The sequence below is a fragment of the Pseudomonas sp. W3I7 genome (assembly GCF_030816095.1).
In the GTDB taxonomy this organism is placed as follows: Bacteria; Pseudomonadota; Gammaproteobacteria; order Pseudomonadales; family Pseudomonadaceae; genus Aquipseudomonas; species Aquipseudomonas salomonii.
The window spans coordinates 2,142,345-2,160,220 of sequence record NZ_JAUSXP010000001.1 but is presented as its reverse complement, the minus strand read 5'-3'; the positions used below and the strand labels follow the sequence as shown (position 1 = coordinate 2,160,220).

At 60.1% G+C, this 17,876-nt stretch carries 14 protein-coding genes; 8 read left to right on the top strand and 6 right to left on the bottom strand.

The features are described from left to right. Nucleotides 1-1,219 precede the first annotated feature (1,219 nt). The 4 genes from QF043_RS10130 to QF043_RS10115 all read right to left on the bottom strand — a co-directional run bounded on the left by QF043_RS10130 (nucleotide 1,220) and on the right by QF043_RS10115 (nucleotide 4,852). Nucleotides 1,220-2,599 carry an LLM class flavin-dependent oxidoreductase gene (locus QF043_RS10130; protein ID WP_307418384.1) on the bottom strand — a complete coding sequence of 460 codons (1,380 nt, stop codon included), beginning with the start codon at nucleotides 2,597-2,599 and terminating at the stop codon, nucleotides 1,220-1,222. Further along, entirely contained in the window at nucleotides 2,599-2,925 is a 327-nt protein-coding gene (locus tag QF043_RS10125) for an acyl-CoA dehydrogenase (RefSeq protein WP_307418383.1), read from the bottom strand. The genes QF043_RS10130 and QF043_RS10125 overlap by 1 nt, the downstream gene beginning before the upstream one ends. Before the next feature lie 12 nt (nucleotides 2,926-2,937). After that, nucleotides 2,938-4,134, bottom strand: a complete 1,197-nt coding sequence (locus QF043_RS10120) for an SfnB family sulfur acquisition oxidoreductase (protein WP_307418382.1) — start codon at nucleotides 4,132-4,134, stop codon at nucleotides 2,938-2,940. Between the two features lie 154 nt (nucleotides 4,135-4,288). Further along, on the bottom strand, nucleotides 4,289-4,852 hold the full coding sequence (locus QF043_RS10115; RefSeq protein WP_017137542.1) for a helix-turn-helix domain-containing protein: 564 nt from the start codon (nucleotides 4,850-4,852) through the stop codon (nucleotides 4,289-4,291). 92 nt (nucleotides 4,853-4,944) lie between these two features. On the opposite strand from QF043_RS10115, the gene QF043_RS10110 reads away from it, so the two are divergent. From QF043_RS10110 to QF043_RS10080, 7 genes are all read left to right on the top strand, one after another. Next, the gene (locus tag QF043_RS10110; RefSeq protein ID WP_307418381.1) at nucleotides 4,945-5,874 is read left to right on the top strand and encodes a DMT family transporter; all 930 of its coding nucleotides are present in this window, start codon (nucleotides 4,945-4,947) and stop codon (nucleotides 5,872-5,874) included. A 245-nt stretch (nucleotides 5,875-6,119) separates the two neighbouring features. After that, the gene (locus QF043_RS10105; protein ID WP_056858505.1) at nucleotides 6,120-9,041 is read left to right on the top strand and encodes a monovalent cation/H+ antiporter subunit A; all 2,922 of its coding nucleotides are present in this window, start codon (nucleotides 6,120-6,122) and stop codon (nucleotides 9,039-9,041) included. After that, nucleotides 9,041-9,385, top strand: a complete 345-nt coding sequence (locus QF043_RS10100) for a Na+/H+ antiporter subunit C (protein ID WP_003192163.1) — start codon at nucleotides 9,041-9,043, stop codon at nucleotides 9,383-9,385. Before QF043_RS10105 ends, QF043_RS10100 begins: the two co-directional genes overlap by 1 nt. Beyond that, the gene (locus QF043_RS10095; RefSeq protein ID WP_236373071.1) at nucleotides 9,382-11,064 is read left to right on the top strand and encodes a monovalent cation/H+ antiporter subunit D; all 1,683 of its coding nucleotides are present in this window, start codon (nucleotides 9,382-9,384) and stop codon (nucleotides 11,062-11,064) included. The genes QF043_RS10100 and QF043_RS10095 overlap by 4 nt, the downstream gene beginning before the upstream one ends. Continuing rightward, a complete protein-coding gene (locus QF043_RS10090) occupies nucleotides 11,061-11,549 on the top strand; it encodes a Na+/H+ antiporter subunit E (RefSeq protein WP_307418380.1) in 489 nt (162 codons plus the stop codon). The genes QF043_RS10095 and QF043_RS10090 overlap by 4 nt, the downstream gene beginning before the upstream one ends. Further along, nucleotides 11,546-11,824, top strand: a complete 279-nt coding sequence (locus tag QF043_RS10085) for a K+/H+ antiporter subunit F (protein ID WP_056858502.1) — start codon at nucleotides 11,546-11,548, stop codon at nucleotides 11,822-11,824. The genes QF043_RS10090 and QF043_RS10085 overlap by 4 nt, the downstream gene beginning before the upstream one ends. Continuing rightward, nucleotides 11,821-12,183, top strand: a complete 363-nt coding sequence (locus tag QF043_RS10080; RefSeq protein WP_307418379.1) for a Na+/H+ antiporter subunit G — start codon at nucleotides 11,821-11,823, stop codon at nucleotides 12,181-12,183. The genes QF043_RS10085 and QF043_RS10080 overlap by 4 nt, the downstream gene beginning before the upstream one ends. Before the next feature lie 22 nt (nucleotides 12,184-12,205). Here QF043_RS10080 and QF043_RS10075 read toward each other — a convergent pair whose 3' ends face one another. Together QF043_RS10075 and lepB are read right to left on the bottom strand one after the other, a co-directional pair. Further along, nucleotides 12,206-15,781, bottom strand: coding sequence for a hypothetical protein (locus tag QF043_RS10075; protein ID WP_307418377.1), 3,576 nt, complete (start codon nucleotides 15,779-15,781; stop codon nucleotides 12,206-12,208). 723 nt (nucleotides 15,782-16,504) lie between these two features. Beyond that, nucleotides 16,505-17,173: a signal peptidase I gene (gene lepB, locus QF043_RS10070; RefSeq protein WP_307418376.1), complete on the bottom strand. Its 669-nt coding sequence runs from the start codon at nucleotides 17,171-17,173 to the stop codon at nucleotides 16,505-16,507. Between the two features lie 146 nt (nucleotides 17,174-17,319). On the opposite strand from lepB, the gene QF043_RS10065 reads away from it, so the two are divergent. Beyond that, a complete protein-coding gene (locus QF043_RS10065; RefSeq protein WP_307418375.1) occupies nucleotides 17,320-17,871 on the top strand; it encodes a dihydrofolate reductase family protein in 552 nt (183 codons plus the stop codon). Nucleotides 17,872-17,876 lie beyond the last annotated feature (5 nt).

The following is a 17,876-nucleotide window of genomic DNA, read 5'->3' as shown; positions in this document are numbered from 1 at the left end:
AGCTGGCTTGCCTGCGATGGCGGCGTGTCTGTTGGCTCATTTCCAGCTGAACCACCGCTTTCGCAGGCAAGCCAGCTCCCACATTTTGACCGAGGTGTTTCAGTTAAAGGGGCGGTGGTCCGCTGGCCGGGTTATGTGGATCAATACCAATCATCTGTGGGAGCTGGCTTGCCTGCGAAAGCGGCGTGTCAGTTGGCTCATTTCTGGCTGACCGACCGCTTTCGCAGGCAAGCCAGCTCCCACATTTTGACCGAGGTGTTTCAGTTAAAGGTGCGGTGGTCCGATGGCCGGGTTATGTGGATCAACACCGATAACTGTGGGAGCTGGCTTGCCTGCGATGGCGGCGTGTCAGTTGGCCCATTTCTGGCTGACCGACCGCTTTCGCAGGCAAGCCAGCTCCCCCATTGACCGAGGTGCTTCAGTTAAAGGTGCGGTGGTCCGCCGGCCGGGTTATGTGGATCAATACCAATCATCTGTGGGAGCTGGCTTGCCTGCGAAAGCGGCGTGTCAGTTGGCTCATTTCTGGCTGACCGACCGCTTTCGCAGGCAAGCCAGCTCCCACATTTTGACCGAGGTGTTTCAGTTAAAGGTGCGGTGGTCCGCTGGCCGGGTTATGTGGATCAACACCGATAACTGTGGGAGCTGGCTTGCCTGCGATGGCGGCGTGTCAGTTGGCCCATTTCTGGCTGACCGACCGCTTTCGCAGGCAAGCCAGCTCCCCCATTGACCGAGGTGCTTCAGTTAAAGGTGCGGTGGTCCGCCGGCCGGGTTATGTGGATCAACACCGATAACTGTGGGAGCTGGCTTGCCTGCGAAGGCGGCGTGTCAGTTGGCTCATTTCCAGCTGACCCACCGCTTTCGCAGGCAAGCCAGCTCCCCCATTTTGACCGAGGTCTTTCAGTTAAAGGTGCGGTGGTCCGCTGGCCAGGTTATGTGGATCAACACCGATAACTGTGGGAGCTGGCTTGCCTGCGATGGCGGCGGGTCACTCGGCTCATTTCCAGCTGAACCACCGCTTTCGCAGGCAAGCCAGCTCCCACATTTTGACCGAGGTCTTTCAGTTAAAGGTGCGGTGGTCCGCCGGCCGGGTTATGTGGATCAACACCGATAACTGTGGGAGCTGGCTTGCCTGCGAAGGCGGCGTGTCAGTTGGCCCATTTCTGGCTGAGCTACCGCTTTCGCAGGCAAGCCAGCTCCCACATTGACCGAGGTGTTTCAGTTAGATTGCGCTGGCTTTGAGGTCGCGGTAACCCGCACCCGGATGGTTTGGCGCCAGCCGCGCACCGTCGCCGAACAGCTTTTCGCGCAAGGTGCCCTGGGCGTACTCGGTCTTGTACACGCCGCGCTTTTGCAGCTCCGGAACCAGCAGGTCCACGGCGTCGATGAAGGTTTCGTGGGTCAGCGCGTAGGCCAGGTTGAAGCCGTCCACGTCGGTCTCTTCGACCCATTCCTGCAACAGGTCCGCCACGGTTTCAGGGCCGCCCACGAACAACGGGCCAAAGCCGCCGATGCCAACCCAGTCGGCCAGTTCATTCGGCGTCCAGACCTTGTTCGGGTCCGCCGTGGAGAAGGCTTCCACCGCTGATTGAATCGCGTTGGTGTGTACATGCTTGAGCGGCTCATCGGGCTTGAACTGGCTGAAGTCGATGCCGGTCCAGCCGGAGATCAGCGCCATTGCGCCCTCGTAGCTGACGTAGGACTTGTATTCGTCAAACTTGGCTTTGGCCTTGGCATCGGTCTCGCCGACGATCACCGTTTGCAGGTTGAAGATCAGGATTTTCTTCGGATCACGCCCGGCCTCGGCGGCGCGGCGGCGGATGTCGGCCACGGTTTTTTTCAGCAGCACCTTGGACGGTGCGGCCACGAACACGCACTCGGCCTGTTCGGCGGCGAACTGCTTGCCACGGCTGGAGGCACCGGCCTGGTACAGCACCGGCGTGCGCTGTGGCGATGGCTCGCACAGGTGAATACCGGGCACCTGGAAGTGTTTGCCGACGTGGCGAATCTCGTGGATTTTGCTCGGGTCGCTGAAAATGCGGCGCTCGCGATCACGCAACACGGCGCCCTCTTCCCAGCTGCCTTCCCAGAGTTTGTAGCAAACCTGCAGGTATTCCTCGGCGTAGTCGTAGCGCGCATCGTGTTCGGTCTGGGCTTTCTGGCCGAGGTTCTTGGCGCCGCTTTCCAGATAGGAAGTGACGATGTTCCAGCCGACCCGGCCCTTGGTCAGGTGGTCGAGGGTTGAGAGCCTGCGGGCGAACGGATACGGATGTTCAAACGACAACGAAGCCGTCAGGCCAAAGCCCAGGTGTTCGGTAACCAACGCCATCGGCGCAATCAGCGACAGCGGGTCGTTGACCGGCACCTGTGCAGCCTGGCGAATCGCCGCGTCGCCGTTGCCGTTGTACACGTCGTAAATGCCCAGCACGTCGGCGATAAACAGGCCGTCAAACTTGCCACGCTCAAGAATTTTCGCCAGGTCCGTCCAGTATTCCAGGTCTTTGTACTGCCACGAACGGTCCCGCGGGTGCGCCCACAGGCCGGGAGATTGGTGGCCGACACAGTTCATGTCGAAGGCATTCAAGCGGATTTCACGGGACATCAAAGCACTCCGTTGAGGTGGTAGTTGCCGACGACCTGGTATTTGTGGCGCAGTGGGTCTTCGAGGCTCGACGTCAGGGCAGTGCGTTGGCCGGTGAGTTCAAATTCGGCATTGCTGACGGCAATCAGCGCTTCGGCGGCGGCGATTTGCGCTTCGGTCAACGCCACCGGGCTTGGGTGGGTTTCGACGCGTTCAAACAAGGCAGCGGCCACGTCGACGCGGATCTGCAAATCGCCAAAGCGGCTGATCACGTAAGGGTCATCGCTGGCTTGTACAAAACGCCGGGTGCTTTCCAGCAGTTGGCGCGCTTGATTCAGGGCGGTCATGAATAAATATCCTCAGTTCCAGGCGTGGCGCGCAGGTTTTACGCCGTTGAGCACGAAGTTACCGATCAGGTGGTATTTCCAGCGGGCCGGGTCGTGCAGGGTGTGGGTGCGCGCGTTGCGCCAGAAGCGGTCGAGGTTGTGCTTGCCGGTGACCGAGCGGGTACCGGCCAGTTCGAACAGTTTGCTGCTGGCGAGCAAGGCGGTTTCGGCCGACAGCACCTTGGCCTGGGCGACCACCAGCGAGGCGTGGGTGACGGTGTCTTCGTTGGGCTCGGCCAGGGCCAGGTCGACGGCCTTGCCGGCCTTGGCGAGGATCGCTTCGGTGCCGTGCACGCGCCAGTGCAGGTCGCCGATGGCGGCGATGGTGAACGGGTCTTGCCAGCCGTGCTCCTGCTGGCTGTCGATCCAGGGCCGCGCCTGACGGGCGTAGATTTTTGCCTGTTCGAGGGCCCCCAGGGCGATGCCGGTGTCGACGGCGGCCTGGATAATCTGCGAGATCGGGCCGTTGGCGGTGGGCTGGTCGAAAGCCTGATGGGCCGGGATCACTGCGCTACGCGGCACGCTGACGCCGTCGAGAGTCACGCCGCCACTGGCGGTGGTACGTTGGCCGAAGCCATCCCAGCTATCAATCACGCTGAGACCCGGCGCATCGCGTTCGACAAAGGCAATAAACGCCTGGCCGTTTTCGTTGTTGCCGACCGTGGGCACAAGGTGGGCGAACAACGCGCCGGTGCAGTAGAACTTCTCGCCGTTGATAGAGGCGGTATCGCCATCAAAACGAATCTGAGTGTCGAAGGTGCCGGCGTTTTTGCTCTTGGCTTCAGAAAAGGCGTTACCGAAACGATAGCCGGCCAGGACCTTGCCGAAATAGTGACGCTTTTGTTCCTCGCTGGCCGTTTGCAGCAGGATGTCCACCACGCCCAAATGGTTTTGCGGGATTTGCCCCAGCGACGGGTCGGCGGCGGAGATCAACTTGATCACCTCGGCCACCGTTACATAAGACATCTCGGCGCCGCCGTAAGCTTTGGGAACAGTGATACCCCAGAGGCCACTGGCCGAGAATTCATCCAGTTCGGCTACCGGCAGGCGCCGCTCGCGGTCGCGCACGCTGGCGTCGACGGCAAACCGCGCGGCCAAGCGCGTGGCGATTTCAATGGCTTCGGCATCCGAACGGATGATATGGGCAGGTTGTTGAGGGTGGGCTGACATGGGCCGACTCCAGGCTCCGATGGGATAACGGAGCAATTGCAGGAGTCGTGCCTGAATTTAATCAGCAATAAAATCAGGCGGTTGCTGGTTTCAAGAAGCTGTTGCGCGGGTTTCAAACCAGCAAAGTGTGCATCCACTGTTGCCGGGCCAACAGTTAGATCACCACGTTGCGCACAAACCGCACGGCCACGTCGCCGTCATTGCGATAGCCGTGCACGTTGCGGCTGGCGAACATGTAGAACTCACCGGCAGCCACGTGTTTTTCTTCCTCGCCCACCAGCAAGGTCAGGCAGCCTTCGAACACGAACAGCTGCACGCTCCAGCCGTCCGGGTCCGGATCGGGGCTGTAGCGATCACCCGGTTCCAGGTGCATCTCCCACAACTCGACTTCACGCCGCGCCGTGGCCTTGGCCAGCAACACGGCTTTACTGCCGGGAATATCACCGGCCCAGGCCAACTCGTTGATGCGGCTGTGATCACCGGCATCCGGGGCCTGGATAAGGTCGCTGAAGGCAACGTCCAAGGCTTCGGCGACGCGGTCCAGCGTAGACAGGCTGACATTCTTCTCGCCCGCCTCGATGGCCACCAGCATGCGCCGGCTGACCCCGGACTTTTCCGAAAGTGCGGTCTGGCTCAGATCAGCAGCGTGCCGCAGGCGACGGACGTTCTGGCTGACGTGTTGGAGGACCGAGGCCCGTTGTGGATTTTCTTTGTGCACTATATTGCTCAATGGGTGGGTGTGCGCAGTATACTGCCCAGCGTGCGGCGCATTGTGCGGTCCGTGCCTTTCCCTTGCAAGACCGAGCCGCCATGACCGCCCCGAACGCCTCCCCACGTTTCAACCGTTTCAGCAAAGCCGAATGCATCCTGGTGGTGATCACCATGATCTGGGGCGGCACGTTTTTGCTGGTGCAACACGCCCTGACCGTCAGCGGGCCGATGTTTTTCGTGGGCCTGCGGTTTGCGGCGGCGGCAATTGTGGTGGGGTTCTTTTCGTTGCGCACCTTGCGTGGCCTGACCTTGTTTGAACTGAAGGCCGGCGCCTTCATCGGCGCTTCGATCATGCTCGGTTACGGCATGCAGACGATCGGTTTGCAGACCATCCCAAGCAGCCAGTCGGCGTTCATCACAGCGCTGTATGTGCCTTGCGTACCCCTATTGCAGTGGCTGGTGCTGGGGCGCCGCCCAGGCCTGATGCCGAGCATTGGCATCATGCTGGCGTTTACCGGGTTGATGCTGCTCACAGGTCCGACCGGTGCCGCCCTCAACTTCAGCCCCGGTGAGATTGCCACGCTGATCTGCGCAGTTGCGGTGGCGGCCGAAATTATCCTCATCGGTGCCTATGCCGGCCAGGTGGATGTACGGCGAGTGACCGTGGTGCAACTGGCCACGGCGTCGTTGTTGTCATTCCTGATGGTGGTGCCGATGGGTGAAGCCTTGCCGGGGTTCTCGTGGTTGCTGTTGTTCAGCGCGGTGGGCCTGGGCTTGACCAGCGCGGTGATCCAGGTGGCGATGAACTGGGCGCAGCAGAGTGTTTCGCCCACCCGGGCCACGTTGATCTATGCCGGAGAGCCGGTGTGGGCCGGGGTGATCGGGCGGATCGCCGGGGAACGTTTTCCGCCGATCGCGATGATCGGCGCGGCGTTGATTGTGGCGGCGGTGATTGTGAGTGAGTTGAAGACGAAGGGGCAGAAGGCCATCGAATTGACCGATGAGCGAGAACAGGAACAGCAGGGATAAAGCCGGGCTCGGTCAAAAAAGTGGGAGCGGGCTTGCTCGCGAAAGCGTCGGGTCAGCCACCATGAATGTTGAAGGTCAGTCCGTCTTCGCGAGCAAGCCCGCTCCCACATTGGACGCAGATGTCTGTAAACAATGCCAAATGGGAGGTTTCGGCCTACCTTGTAGGATCCTGCCACATCTTGCCGTTTGGTGATCGAGAAAGCGGCACGTATGATGCATCCCAAACTCCCGCAGATTAGAAGCCTATGTCCCTGATAGTTCTACTGCTTCTGCCTTTTATCGGCAGCTGTCTGGCGGCCTTGCTGCCGCATAATGCACGTAACACCGAATCCCTGTTGGCCGGCCTTGTGGCCCTGGTCGGCACCATTCAAGTCGCTTTGCTCTACCCTCAGATCGCCCACGGTGGCGTGATCCGCGAAGAATTCATGTGGTTGCCCAGCCTCGGGCTCAACTTCGTGCTGCGCATGGACGGGTTTGCCTGGCTGTTCTCGATGCTGGTGCTGGGCATCGGCACGCTGGTGGCGCTGTATGCGCGCTACTACATGTCGCCGGATGACCCGGTGCCGCGCTTCTTTGCGTTTTTCCTGGCCTTCATGGGCGCCATGCTCGGGCTGGTGATCTCCGGCAACCTGATCCAGATCGTGTTCTTCTGGGAACTGACCAGCCTGTTCTCGTTCCTGCTGATCGGCTATTGGCACCACCGCGCCGATGCCAGGCGCGGCGCCTATATGGCGCTGATGGTCACCGGCGCCGGCGGTTTGTGCCTGCTGGCGGGTGTGATGCTGCTGGGGCATATCGTCGGCAGCTATGACCTGGATCGGGTGCTGGCGGCGGGCGATCAGATTCGCGCGCATTCGCTGTACCCGGTGATGCTCGCGCTGGTGCTGATCGGCGCCTTGAGCAAGAGCGCGCAGTTCCCTTTCCACTTCTGGCTGCCCCACGCCATGGCGGCACCGACGCCGGTATCGGCTTACCTGCACTCGGCGACAATGGTGAAGGCCGGCGTGTTCCTGCTGGCCCGCCTGTGGCCGTCGCTGTCCGGCAGCGAAGAATGGTTCTGGATCGTCGGCGGTGCCGGCGCACTCACCCTCCTCCTCGGCGCTTATTGCGCCATGTTTCAGAATGACCTCAAGGGCCTGCTGGCCTATTCCACCATCAGCCACCTCGGGCTGATCACCCTGCTGCTGGGCCTCAACAGCCCGCTGGCCGCCGTCGCTGCGGTGTTCCATATCCTCAACCACGCCACGTTCAAGGCTTCGCTGTTCATGGCTGCCGGCATCATCGACCACGAAAGCGGCACGCGGGATATCCGCAAGCTCAGTGGCCTGGTGCGGCTGATCCCGTTTACCGCGACCCTGGCCATGGTGGCCAGTGCGTCCATGGCCGGCGTGCCGTTGCTCAATGGTTTTCTGTCCAAAGAGATGTTCTTCGCCGAAACGGTGTTTATCTCGGCGACAAAATGGGTGGAAATCGCCCTGCCGGTGATCGCGACCATTGCCGGTACCTTCAGCGTGGCCTATGCCCTGCGCTTTACCGTCGATGTGTTCTTCGGCCCGCCGGCAACCGACCTGCCCCACACGCCCCACGAGCCACCGCGCTGGATGCGCGCGCCGGTGGAGCTGCTGGTGTTTACCTGCCTGTTGGTGGGGATTTTCCCGGCCCAGGTGGTCGGTTCGATCCTCGCCGCCGCCGCACTGCCGGTGGTCGGCGGCGTACTGCCCGAATACAGCCTGGCCATCTGGCACGGCTGGAATGCGCCGATGATCATGAGCCTGGTGGCCATGTCCGGCGGCATCGTGCTGTACCTGCTGCTGCGCAAGCAGCTCAAGCGTGGCCGTTTCAAATACCCGCCGATCATCAGTTACTTCAACGGCAAGCGCATGTTCGAGCGCAGCCTGGTGGTGATGATGCGCGGCGTGCGCCGTATCGAAAAACGCATCAGCACCAAGCGCCTGCAAACCCAATTGTTCCTGCTGGTGCTGGCGGCGGTGGTTGCCGGGTTGATCCCGATGCTCAACAGCGGCCTCAGTTGGGGCGACCGGCCGAAGATCCCCGGTTCCATCGTGTTCGTGACCCTGTGGGTGCTGGCCATCGCCTGTGCACTGGGCGCCGCCTGGCAAGCCAAGTACCACCGGCTGGCAGCCTTGACCATGGTCAGTGTGTGCGGCATGGTCACCTGCGTGACCTTCGTATGGTTCTCGGCGCCGGACCTGGCCCTGACGCAACTGGTGGTCGAAGTGGTTACCACCGTGCTGATTTTGCTGGGCCTGCGCTGGTTGCCACGGCGGATCGAAGAAGTCTCGCCACTCCCAAGTTCGCTGCGCAAGGCGCGCATCCGCCGCCTGCGCGACTTCCTGCTCTCCACCGTGGTCGGTGGCGGCATGGCGCTGCTCTCCTACGCGATGCTGACCCGCCAGACACCCAACGATATCTCCTCGTTTTACCTGAGCCGCGCCTTGCCCGAAGGCGGCGGCAGCAATGTAGTGAACGTGATGCTGGTGGACTTCCGGGGCTTTGATACCTTGGGCGAAATCACCGTGCTCGGCGCCGTGGCGCTGACCGTCTACGCCCTGCTGCGCCGCTTCCGCCCGTCCAAAGAAAGCATGGAGTTGCCGCCACAACAGCGCCAATTGGCGCCGGACGTGGCCACCGACCTGGTCAACCCGCGCCAGGCCAGCGACACCGCCCTGGGCTTTATGATGGTGCCGGCGGTGCTGGTGCGCCTGCTGCTGCCGATTGCGCTGGTGGTGTCGTTCTACCTGTTCATGCGTGGCCACAACCAGCCGGGCGGCGGTTTCGTCGCGGGGTTGGTGATGTCGGTGGCGTTTATCCTGCAATACATGGTCGCCGGCACCCAGTGGGTCGAAGCGCAGATGAGCCTGCGGCCGATGCGCTGGATGGGCTTCGGCCTGCTCTCGGCCACCTTGACCGGGCTCGGCGCCCTGTTCGTCGGGTACCCGTTCCTCACCACCCACACCTGGCACTTCAGCCTGCCGCTGCTGGGCGATATCCACATTGCCAGCGCGTTGTTCTTCGACGTCGGCGTGTACGCCATGGTCGTCGGCTCCACGCTGTTGATGCTCACCGCCCTCGGTCACCAGTCGGTGCGAGCGCATAAACCGAGCAACCAGGCCAAGGCCGTTGCCGCAACCGAAGGAGCCGCCTGATGGAAGAAGTCATCGCAATTGCCATTGGAGTGCTGGCGGCCTCCGGCGTCTGGCTGATCCTGCGCCCACGGACGTTCCAGGTCGTCATGGGCCTGTGCCTGCTGTCGTATGGGGTCAACCTGTTCATCTTCAGCATGGGCAGCCTGTTTATCGGTAAAGAGCCGATCATCAAGGACGGCGTGCCACAAGACCTGCTCAATTACACCGATCCGCTGCCCCAGGCTTTGGTACTCACGGCCATCGTGATCAGCTTCGCCATGACCGCGTTGTTTCTGGTGGTGCTGCTGGCCTCCCGGGGCCTGACCGGCACTGACCATGTGGACGGCCGGGAGCCCAAGGAATGACGTGGATGAATCAAATGATCGTCGCGCCGATCCTGCTGCCGCTGCTGACCGCCGCGCTGATGCTGATGCTCGGCGAAAAACGCCGCCCGTTGAAAGCCAGGATCAACCTGTTCTCCAGCGTCATCGGCCTGGGCATCGCCATCCTGCTGCTGTACTGGACACAAAAAGGCGGACCCGGCTCGATTGGCGTGTACCTGCCGGGCAACTGGCAGGTGCCCTTCGGCATTGTGCTGGTGGTGGACCAACTGTCGGCGATGATGCTGGTGCTCACCGGCATTATCGGCGTGAGCGCGCTGCTGTTCGCCATGGCCCGCTGGGACCGTGCAGGTACCAGCTTCCATGCGTTGTTCCAGATCCAGCTGATGGGTTTGTATGGGGCATTCCTGACGGCGGACCTGTTCAACCTGTTCGTGTTCTTCGAGGTGCTGCTGGCGGCGTCCTACGGCTTGATGCTGCACGGCTCCGGCCGCGCGCGGGTGTCATCGGGGCTGCATTACATTGCGATCAACCTGCTGGCGTCGTCGCTATTTCTGATTGGCGCGGCGATGATCTACGGGGTCACCGGCACGCTGAACTTTGCTGACCTGGCGCTGAAAATCCCGCTGGTACCGCAAGCCGATCGCGGCCTGTTGCATGCTGGCGCGGCGATCCTCGCCACTGCATTCCTGGCCAAGGCCGGCATGTGGCCTTTGAATTTCTGGCTGGCCCCCGCCTACTCCTCGGCCAGCGCGCCAGTGGCCGCAATGTTTGCGATCATGACCAAGGTCGGCGTGTACACCGTGCTGCGGTTGTGGACCTTGCTGTTCTCGGGCCAAGCCGGTGCGTCGGCGCTGTTTGGCGGCGACTGGCTGGTATACGGCGGTATGGCGACCATCGTCTGCGCGGCGCTGGCGATGGTCGCGGCGCAACGCCTGGAGCGGATGGCCAGCCTGAGCATTCTGGTGTCGGCCGGGATCCTGCTGTCGTCGGTGGGCTTTGCCCAGCCAAGCCTGACCGCCGGGGCATTGTTCTATCTGGTCAGCTCGACCCTGGCGCTGAGCGCGCTGTTCCTGCTGGCCGAGTTGATCGAGCGTTCGCGCTCGGCCAATGATCTGCCGCTGGATGAAGAAATCGACGCGCTGCCCAAGGCCATGGAGTCGTTGCACCCACGCCCCGGCGTCAACCTGGATGACGAGCAGAAAGCCGTGGTCGGCCAGGTGATTCCCTGGACCATGGCCTTCCTGGGCTTGAGCTTTATCGCCTGCGCACTGCTGATTATTGGCATGCCGCCGTTGTCCGGGTTTATCGGCAAGCTCAGCCTGTTGAGCGCGCTGGTCAACCCAATGGGCCTGGGCAACGCGGTGGATGAGCCGATCCGCCCGGCGGCCTGGGGTTTGGTGGCGCTGTTGATCTTGTCGGGCCTGGCTTCGCTGATCGCCTTCGCCCGCCTGGGTATCCAGCGCTTCTGGACGCCGGAGGAGCGCCCATCGCCGCTGCTGCGTCGCTACGAATGTGTGCCGATCTTCTTCCTGCTGGGCCTGAGTATTCTCCTGACCTTCAAGGCCGAACCGTTGATGCGCTACACCCAGGCCACGGCCGAGAGCCTGAATAACCCGGAGCATTACGTGATGGCGGTGATGGCCACGCGCCCGGTGCTGAGCCCTGAATCCAAAGCCGCCGCGCTAGAGGTGCAGCCATGAAGCGTCTGTTCCCTGCCCCGTGGCTGTCGTTGGCATTGTGGGTGCTGTGGCTGGTGCTGAACCTGTCGGTCAGCCCTGGCAACCTGTTGCTGGGCGCGGTGCTGGGCTTCCTTGCGCCGCTGCTGATGGCGCCGCTGCGCCCGCTGCCGGTGCGCATTCGTCGCCCCGGCGTGATCCTCCGCCTGTTTTTCGTGGTGGGTCGCGACGTGATCCTGTCCAACCTGCACGTGGCCTGGGGCGTACTGACGTGCGGATCGCGCCCGCCGCGTTCACGGTTTATCAAAATCCCGCTCGACCTGCGTGACCCCAACGGCCTGGCCGTACTGTCGATGATCACCAGCGTGACGCCTGGTACAGTCTGGTCGGAACTGGCCCTGGACCGCAGCATCCTGTTGCTGCACGTGTTTGATCTGGACGAAGAAGCGCCGTTTATCGAGCACTTCAAACGCGTCTACGAGCGGCCCCTGATGGAGATCTTCGAATGAGCGCCCTGCTCTCCAATGCAATCCTGGTCAGCCTGTTCCTGTTCTCGCTGGCGATGGTGCTGACCCTGGTGCGCCTGTTCAAAGGCCCGTCCGCGCAAGACCGGGTTCTGGCGCTGGACTACCTGTACATCCTGGCGATGTTGATGATGTTGGTGCTCGGCATTCGTTATGCCAGTGACACCTACTTTGAAGCGGCGCTGCTGATTGCGCTGTTTGGCTTTGTCGGGTCGTTCGCCTTGGCGAAATTCCTGCTGCGTGGCGAGGTAATTGAATGATGCCGTTATGGGTTGAAGTGATCGTCGCCGTGTTGCTGGTGCTCAGCAGCCTGTTTGCGTTGATTGGCGCGATCGGGTTGTTGCGGATGAAGGATTTCTTCCAGCGCATGCACCCACCGGCACTGGCCTCCACACTGGGCGCGTGGTGCGTGGCGCTGGCGTCGATTGTCTACTTTTCGGTGCTCAAGTCCGGGCCAGTGCTGCACGGCTGGTTGATCCCGATTTTGTTGGCGATCACCGTGCCTGTTACCACGCTGTTGTTAGCGCGCACGGCGCTGTTTCGCAAGCGCATGGCCGGTGATGATATACCCGCCGAGGTGAGTAGTCGCCGGGCTGAAAACCTATCAAAATCAGCCTAGCGCCTCAAACAACCCGTTGGCATCAAGGGGTTTGCGGGACGAAGCCTTGAAGGGGCGAGCCGGTAGGCACACCTATAGCGGGATCGATCGCAAACCATTTTTCATGCACCTTGATAGCCTTCAGCGTTACCTGGTTAACCGTGCCCTGTACTGGCGTCACGGGAGTGGCGTTCGCCTTTTTGAGCATCTCGGATACGGTGGGAAAAGTGTCTCTGGCAAAGCGAGCCTTTGCGAACACATCAACAGGTACATACACCCCCATCCCGATCCTGACGGGAGCGCCTTTGTACGCAAGTCTTAGAAAATCTATGAGTCGACTCGGCTGGCTCGGAAGACTTAAGAAGCCCTCCCCTGGATTAAATATCCCACGCAGCAATGCAGTGCCTTCCTTTAAAACAGAAGCACGAAATGCCTGCTTGTTCAGGCGTGATGCGAATTTGATCGCCTTCCATGCCTTACGGGCGGCTTGTAACCCTCCCGCGCCAATAAGCAGCAACAGGTCAATTGCCAAGCCTTTAAAGCCGTCCTTGACATTCCCCTCGTAGATGTCAACGAGCGGGCCGATAAACGAAATCATCGACACCAGCGCGCGACGATTTTCTTTGTTCATTAGACGATTGACATAGCCCCGAACGTTATCTTCACTGGGCAGCACTGCATTGGCATTATCAATGAGTTGCTGACGATGCCCGCTATAGTTGCCGATGTAATTACCCGAAAGTATAACGTCAATAATCGCCTGGCTTTTGGCAGAGCCAAAGGTGTCAGGCACCCACTCATCGCGGTTGTTACCTGCCCCTTTCGAAGCAGAACCTGGCACCGAAGCCCCTACTTTGGAAATGATCACCTTCGACGTTGCATTGTCACGAGGGGCCTCACCCGTGAGGTATGCGTTGAAATCAAAGGGCTGTTGAGTGCCCCGCAGATACCGAAGTTTCTTCGTGCCACTTCGCCATCTGGGCACGGTTTCTTCTTCAATAATGCCCTCATTCAGGTCCAATTTTTTACCCGCCAGACTGGTCGTGCGATCAATAATCGTCCCGGACGTGGGGAAAAATTCGAGATAGCGAGTTTTGCCCTCATATTTAACGCGCAGCAGCACCCCGTGCCACCCCCGATTCAGGGCCACTTTATTGCCCTTGTTAGCATCTTGCTCCTGCGTCTCGCCGGTTTCCCGACGTAGCCTATAGACTTGCACATCCCCCCATTCGATAGCCTGGCGAACGTCAAGGGGCAAGTTTGCAAGACTCATCTTCATCAGCGCGGGCATCGCACCCTTGGCATCACTCAGGTATTTATCAACTGCCGCGGTGACCTTATCGGCAATAGGAGGAAGTGTTTTTATCCGGGCTTCAAATTCCTCTTGTGTCAGCCGAGGATGGCTGAAAACAAACCGACTCTCATGCAGATCCCCCGTGGCATACGCCTCAACCAATGTGAGCCGCTTCGCATTTATGCCGACACCGATGAGGTTGTGTTTAGTTGAGGGCTTGCTCACTGTGATGGTTTCTATCTCACTGTCGGTCAGCTCCGGAAACGCCTCTTTCAGCCCCTCGATTGACAGACTGCTGCGGGTGGGCGGTGCCGTCCCCAGGGTGACTACGGAGTGCTCGAGCGCCTCGGAACGACGCGCAATGCCGTCGGACGCCGCCTGGTAATCGTCGGGCGTATAGAGACCGTCACTGCTTCGTGGCACAGTACCCGTCATAACCCCTACATCGAGTACCCGCCTGGCGCCAAGCGCCATAGCCAGTACTTGCTGTTGCGGCTGGACGGCCTCCAGCGTGGTCAGTGCGCCAAGCTCATTCATGCTCATGCCGCGACTGGCGCCGGCTCCGCCCCATACTTCGGCCAATGCACTGCCCAGGCTAAGTGTCATCCACGCCGGGCTGCCTATACGTATTTTGTCAGGCGACTGGCAGAGCGGTTCAGGGAGCTTTGTCGACTCCTGTTGGTCCGGTTTCACCAGAAACTCCGGTGCGGCATGTGCCAGGAACAGATGAGCCACCAACGGTGCAGCCCGCACGCTCACGCCCTTTTTCTCGACCAAGTGTTTTTCAAAGTCTTTGCGTACAGCCCCCATCTCACGCCCCATATTGGCCGGGGTGTAAAACTGATAACCGGCGGCGCTTCCAGGGGCGGCGGGAACATCAGGATCGACACTGAGCATGATGGCGGCGGTCAGCAAACTTTTGCGTTGCGCAGCATCGATATCGTCATCACCCTCCCCCTTATACCAACCCAACGTCTGGGCAAGTTCCCGCCCCCACTGCTCGGCCTGTGGCGTGTTGAGTAGCTCGTCCCAAATCTGATCTGCCTTGGCGGCCGTTTCCTGCGGCAGGGCTTGCGTGACTACCTGACGACCCAACACGACCCCTATCGTGTTGGCGCCATACTTCTGATCCGTCGCCAACGAAACCAGCTGACTTTTCTCACTCGCCGACAAGGTTCCCGCAGTCCACTGCTGAGGGAGTAATTTCCCATAGTTGCCGACAGGGGTAGTCGGTGCGAAGCGGGTGCGCAACCATTTGGCAGCCGCGCGAGCCTGCCCTGCTGTGTCGATTGCATCCATGCCCACCGACCTCGCGACCTGACGCAGATCGTGGCGATCGTCTGAGTAGAGCGCGTGACCCGACTGTTCACTCAACACCACAACCGCCGCAACGGCGTCTTTCAGCGGCTGGCTCCAACCGCCACTGACAGGGACATCCAACCACTGGTTGAGGGTCGGTTGCAGCACTTGCAGGCGGCCCTCACTGATACGGTACGCCTGATCCGGCGCTGTTTGCCCAAGATCCGCCAGAACACCTTGCATCTCAGGAAGTGCAATCAGCTCGGCCAGGCGCCTGCGAGCCTCCTGATCGTTTCTTAACGGGTGGGTGACAGAGACCTTGAACTCAATACCTGACAACGACAAAGGCGCGCTGTCCGCAACGCCGTCGGCCGCACGCTCCAAAGCGTCGGCAAGGTTTTCACGGTCATCAAGCTCGTTGATACTGCGCTTTGACCATTCAAGCCGGAGCAGGTGATTGCGTGTCTCTGCTGCAGACAGCGCAGGCCAGCCCGCCTTCAGGCTTGTCACAAGCGCAGCCACTTGCTCCTCGGTATCGGGCGTCATGACGCCATAAAACAAGCTCGCCACATTCCGCGAAACTTGCCGGCTGTCCATAGAGACATAAGGCACACCTTGGTGCGTGGGGTCTAGCGCCTCAAGCGCGCGCATCACCTGCGCCGATACCTGCCACCAGCCAGACGTGTCTTGTAGCGTGTATGTCTGACGAGAGGTCACTCCATCGCGGGTAACCAATCCCGATACGCTATTTTTGCCAATAGTCACCGAGTCCAAGGAAAAACCTTTACTCCTCAGCCACGCTAAAACCTCGGGCTGATTCACCACACGCTTGTAGATTTCGAACGGCTGAGAAATCAGAGACCGTTCGGGCACGGTCACTAACGAATCCGACACACTGCCCATCTTCGTAATCAACTGCGCCTGAAGGGTTTGATCTGCATCAACGGAGTGAGAGTGGGGGCCAGCCAACGGGCCCAGCGTGTTGCGTGCAGGTTTGTCAGGCGTCTGCACAAGTTCGCGTTTCACGCGCCTCTTGGCGATAGGATTGGCGCCATCGGAAAGGTCCCCGAATCGACCGGGTGATACCAGGCTTCCACGTGTTTGGATGGGCGGGAGCACAGGCAATCGTTGTTGATCATCTACCACCGCACGCGGCGCGAGACTCTTCAGGTTTTGGCTTGCTGGTTGGTGCGACTTGGAAGATGGAGCGGATGTGGAAGATGAATTATCCGCAGGCGGTAAATATTCACTTTGAGGCTTGACGTACGTCGTCAGGGAAATTGTCATATTCAATTCTCAGCAACAGAGCCACTCAACAGTGTTCTCGTCCTAAGAACGGTTGCAGCCAAGCTAGGAGAAAAAAAAAGCATCCTCTATAAGAAAATTCTGATCCCTCCACTGAAAAATCCAGACCACCTGTCCTGGTTTGACAATGGGAACTTTAATTAAAGCGCGCCTCTGGCCTGGACGATGCGTCAACCAGAGTGTTGGGGAAGATCGACAGGAACGCCGTGGGCTGGGGACGTCTTGCGGACAGCTCACAGCCCACAGCGCCGAGCCTTTGCGCCGCGCATTTGAGCAAACCCTGAAGCACGCCCAGGACCGGGAGGAGTTGGCCGCTGACATCGACCTGTCGGGCTGATGGCCACCCTCAGCGGCATGAAAATCGCCGGCAAAGGCGGCGCAACGGTCGAGCAGTTGGCGAGCATCGCGGTGTTTGCCATTCGGGCACTCGGCGCGAAAGTCTAATTACAGGATCGGCGCGCCGAACCGGTTCAAGCGCGGCATCCAATGATCGAGTATCTCAGCTGACGCCAGCACATGATGCGCGTGCCCGATCAGCAACCGACGTGGCACAAAACCGATATAGCGTGAGTCATCGCTGTTATCGCGGTTGTCGCCCAGCATGAAGTAACTGTTGGCCGGCACGGTGACCGGGCCGAAATTTCGCAATGCCCGAACCGTGGGCATGAACTGAATCGTGCGTTTACTGTTGCTCGCCAGCTCGGTCAACTTGATACCCGGCACTGGCTGGCCCGGCACGATCGGTTCACTGATGTCCTGGCCATCACTGTAGGTGGCAGGCGTGCCGTTAACCCACAGCACTTCATCTTTCATTTCCAGGGTATCGCCGGGAATGCCAACGATGCGTTTGATCAAGCGCATGCCGTCCTTGGGTGACGAGAAGGTCACCACATCACCGCGTTTAGGGTCATCCAGCTTGGCCAGGGATATATCCGTAAGCGGCAACTTGAGGTCATAGGCCACACGGTTGACCAGCACCACATCGCCCTCAAGCAACGTCGGGCGCATCGACCCGGACGGGATGGGGTTCCAGTCGGCCAGGGAGGTGCGAAACACGCCGAAGCACAGCCAGAAAAGGATGACGTAACGGTAGCGGCTCAACCAACTTCGCATACAGCCTCGCACTAAAAAAGCGGCGCAGACAGCCGCCGGAAAACCCAGGGTAACATTTGGCAATACTCGCTTATTACACCCGTGGATTAAATTAACATTAGCGTTACTGCCCGCAATCGAAGGCCTAAAAAAAGGAGAGTCCCCCCATGGAAATCAAATGCTCGGTCTTTATCGCGGCCAGCGTCGACGGATTTATTGCCCGGGCAGACGGCGATATCGAATGGCTGCACCGGCCCGAATATGAAGCCGCCGAACTGAACGGCGTAACCTATGAAAGCTTCATTGCCACCGTTGATACGTTGGTGATGGGTCGCAAAACCCTGGAAAAAGTCTTGTCGTTTCCCGAGTGGCCGTATGAGGGTACGCTGGTCATCGCACTGTCTCACCAGCCGATGGAGGTGCCCGCGCATTTGCACGGCAAGCTTGAGGTGATGGCGGTAGACCCGACCACGTTGGTAGCCCAGCTAGCCGAGCGTGGCATACAGCATCTTTATATCGATGGCGGCCAAACGATCCAGGCGTTTCTTGAGGCCGGCTTGATTAACGAGTTCATCATCACGCGCATTCCGGTTTTGCTCGGACAAGGAATTTCGTTGTTCAGTCAGATCGGCAGCGAGCATGAACTGCAGCATATCGATACATGTGTATCGGAGAACGGCTTTGTGCAGAGTCGGTATCAAGTGACTCAGTCGTCTTAAGACGG

Coding starts and splice junctions, on each gene's coding strand:
- QF043_RS10130 (WP_307418384.1), bottom strand. CDS start 2,599: ATGTCCCGTGAAATCCGCTTGAATGCCTTCGACATGAACTGTGTCGGC.
- QF043_RS10125 (WP_307418383.1), bottom strand. CDS start 2,925: ATGACCGCCCTGAATCAAGCGCGCCAACTGCTGGAAAGCACCCGGCGT.
- QF043_RS10120 (WP_307418382.1), bottom strand. CDS start 4,134: ATGTCAGCCCACCCTCAACAACCTGCCCATATCATCCGTTCGGATGCC.
- QF043_RS10110 (WP_307418381.1), top strand. CDS start 4,945: ATGACCGCCCCGAACGCCTCCCCACGTTTCAACCGTTTCAGCAAAGCC.
- QF043_RS10105 (WP_056858505.1), top strand. CDS start 6,120: ATGTCCCTGATAGTTCTACTGCTTCTGCCTTTTATCGGCAGCTGTCTG.
- QF043_RS10100 (WP_003192163.1), top strand. CDS start 9,041: ATGGAAGAAGTCATCGCAATTGCCATTGGAGTGCTGGCGGCCTCCGGC.
- QF043_RS10095 (WP_236373071.1), top strand. CDS start 9,382: ATGACGTGGATGAATCAAATGATCGTCGCGCCGATCCTGCTGCCGCTG.
- QF043_RS10090 (WP_307418380.1), top strand. CDS start 11,061: ATGAAGCGTCTGTTCCCTGCCCCGTGGCTGTCGTTGGCATTGTGGGTG.
- QF043_RS10085 (WP_056858502.1), top strand. CDS start 11,546: ATGAGCGCCCTGCTCTCCAATGCAATCCTGGTCAGCCTGTTCCTGTTC.
- QF043_RS10080 (WP_307418379.1), top strand. CDS start 11,821: ATGATGCCGTTATGGGTTGAAGTGATCGTCGCCGTGTTGCTGGTGCTC.
- lepB (WP_307418376.1), bottom strand. CDS start 17,173: ATGCGAAGTTGGTTGAGCCGCTACCGTTACGTCATCCTTTTCTGGCTG.
- QF043_RS10065 (WP_307418375.1), top strand. CDS start 17,320: ATGGAAATCAAATGCTCGGTCTTTATCGCGGCCAGCGTCGACGGATTT.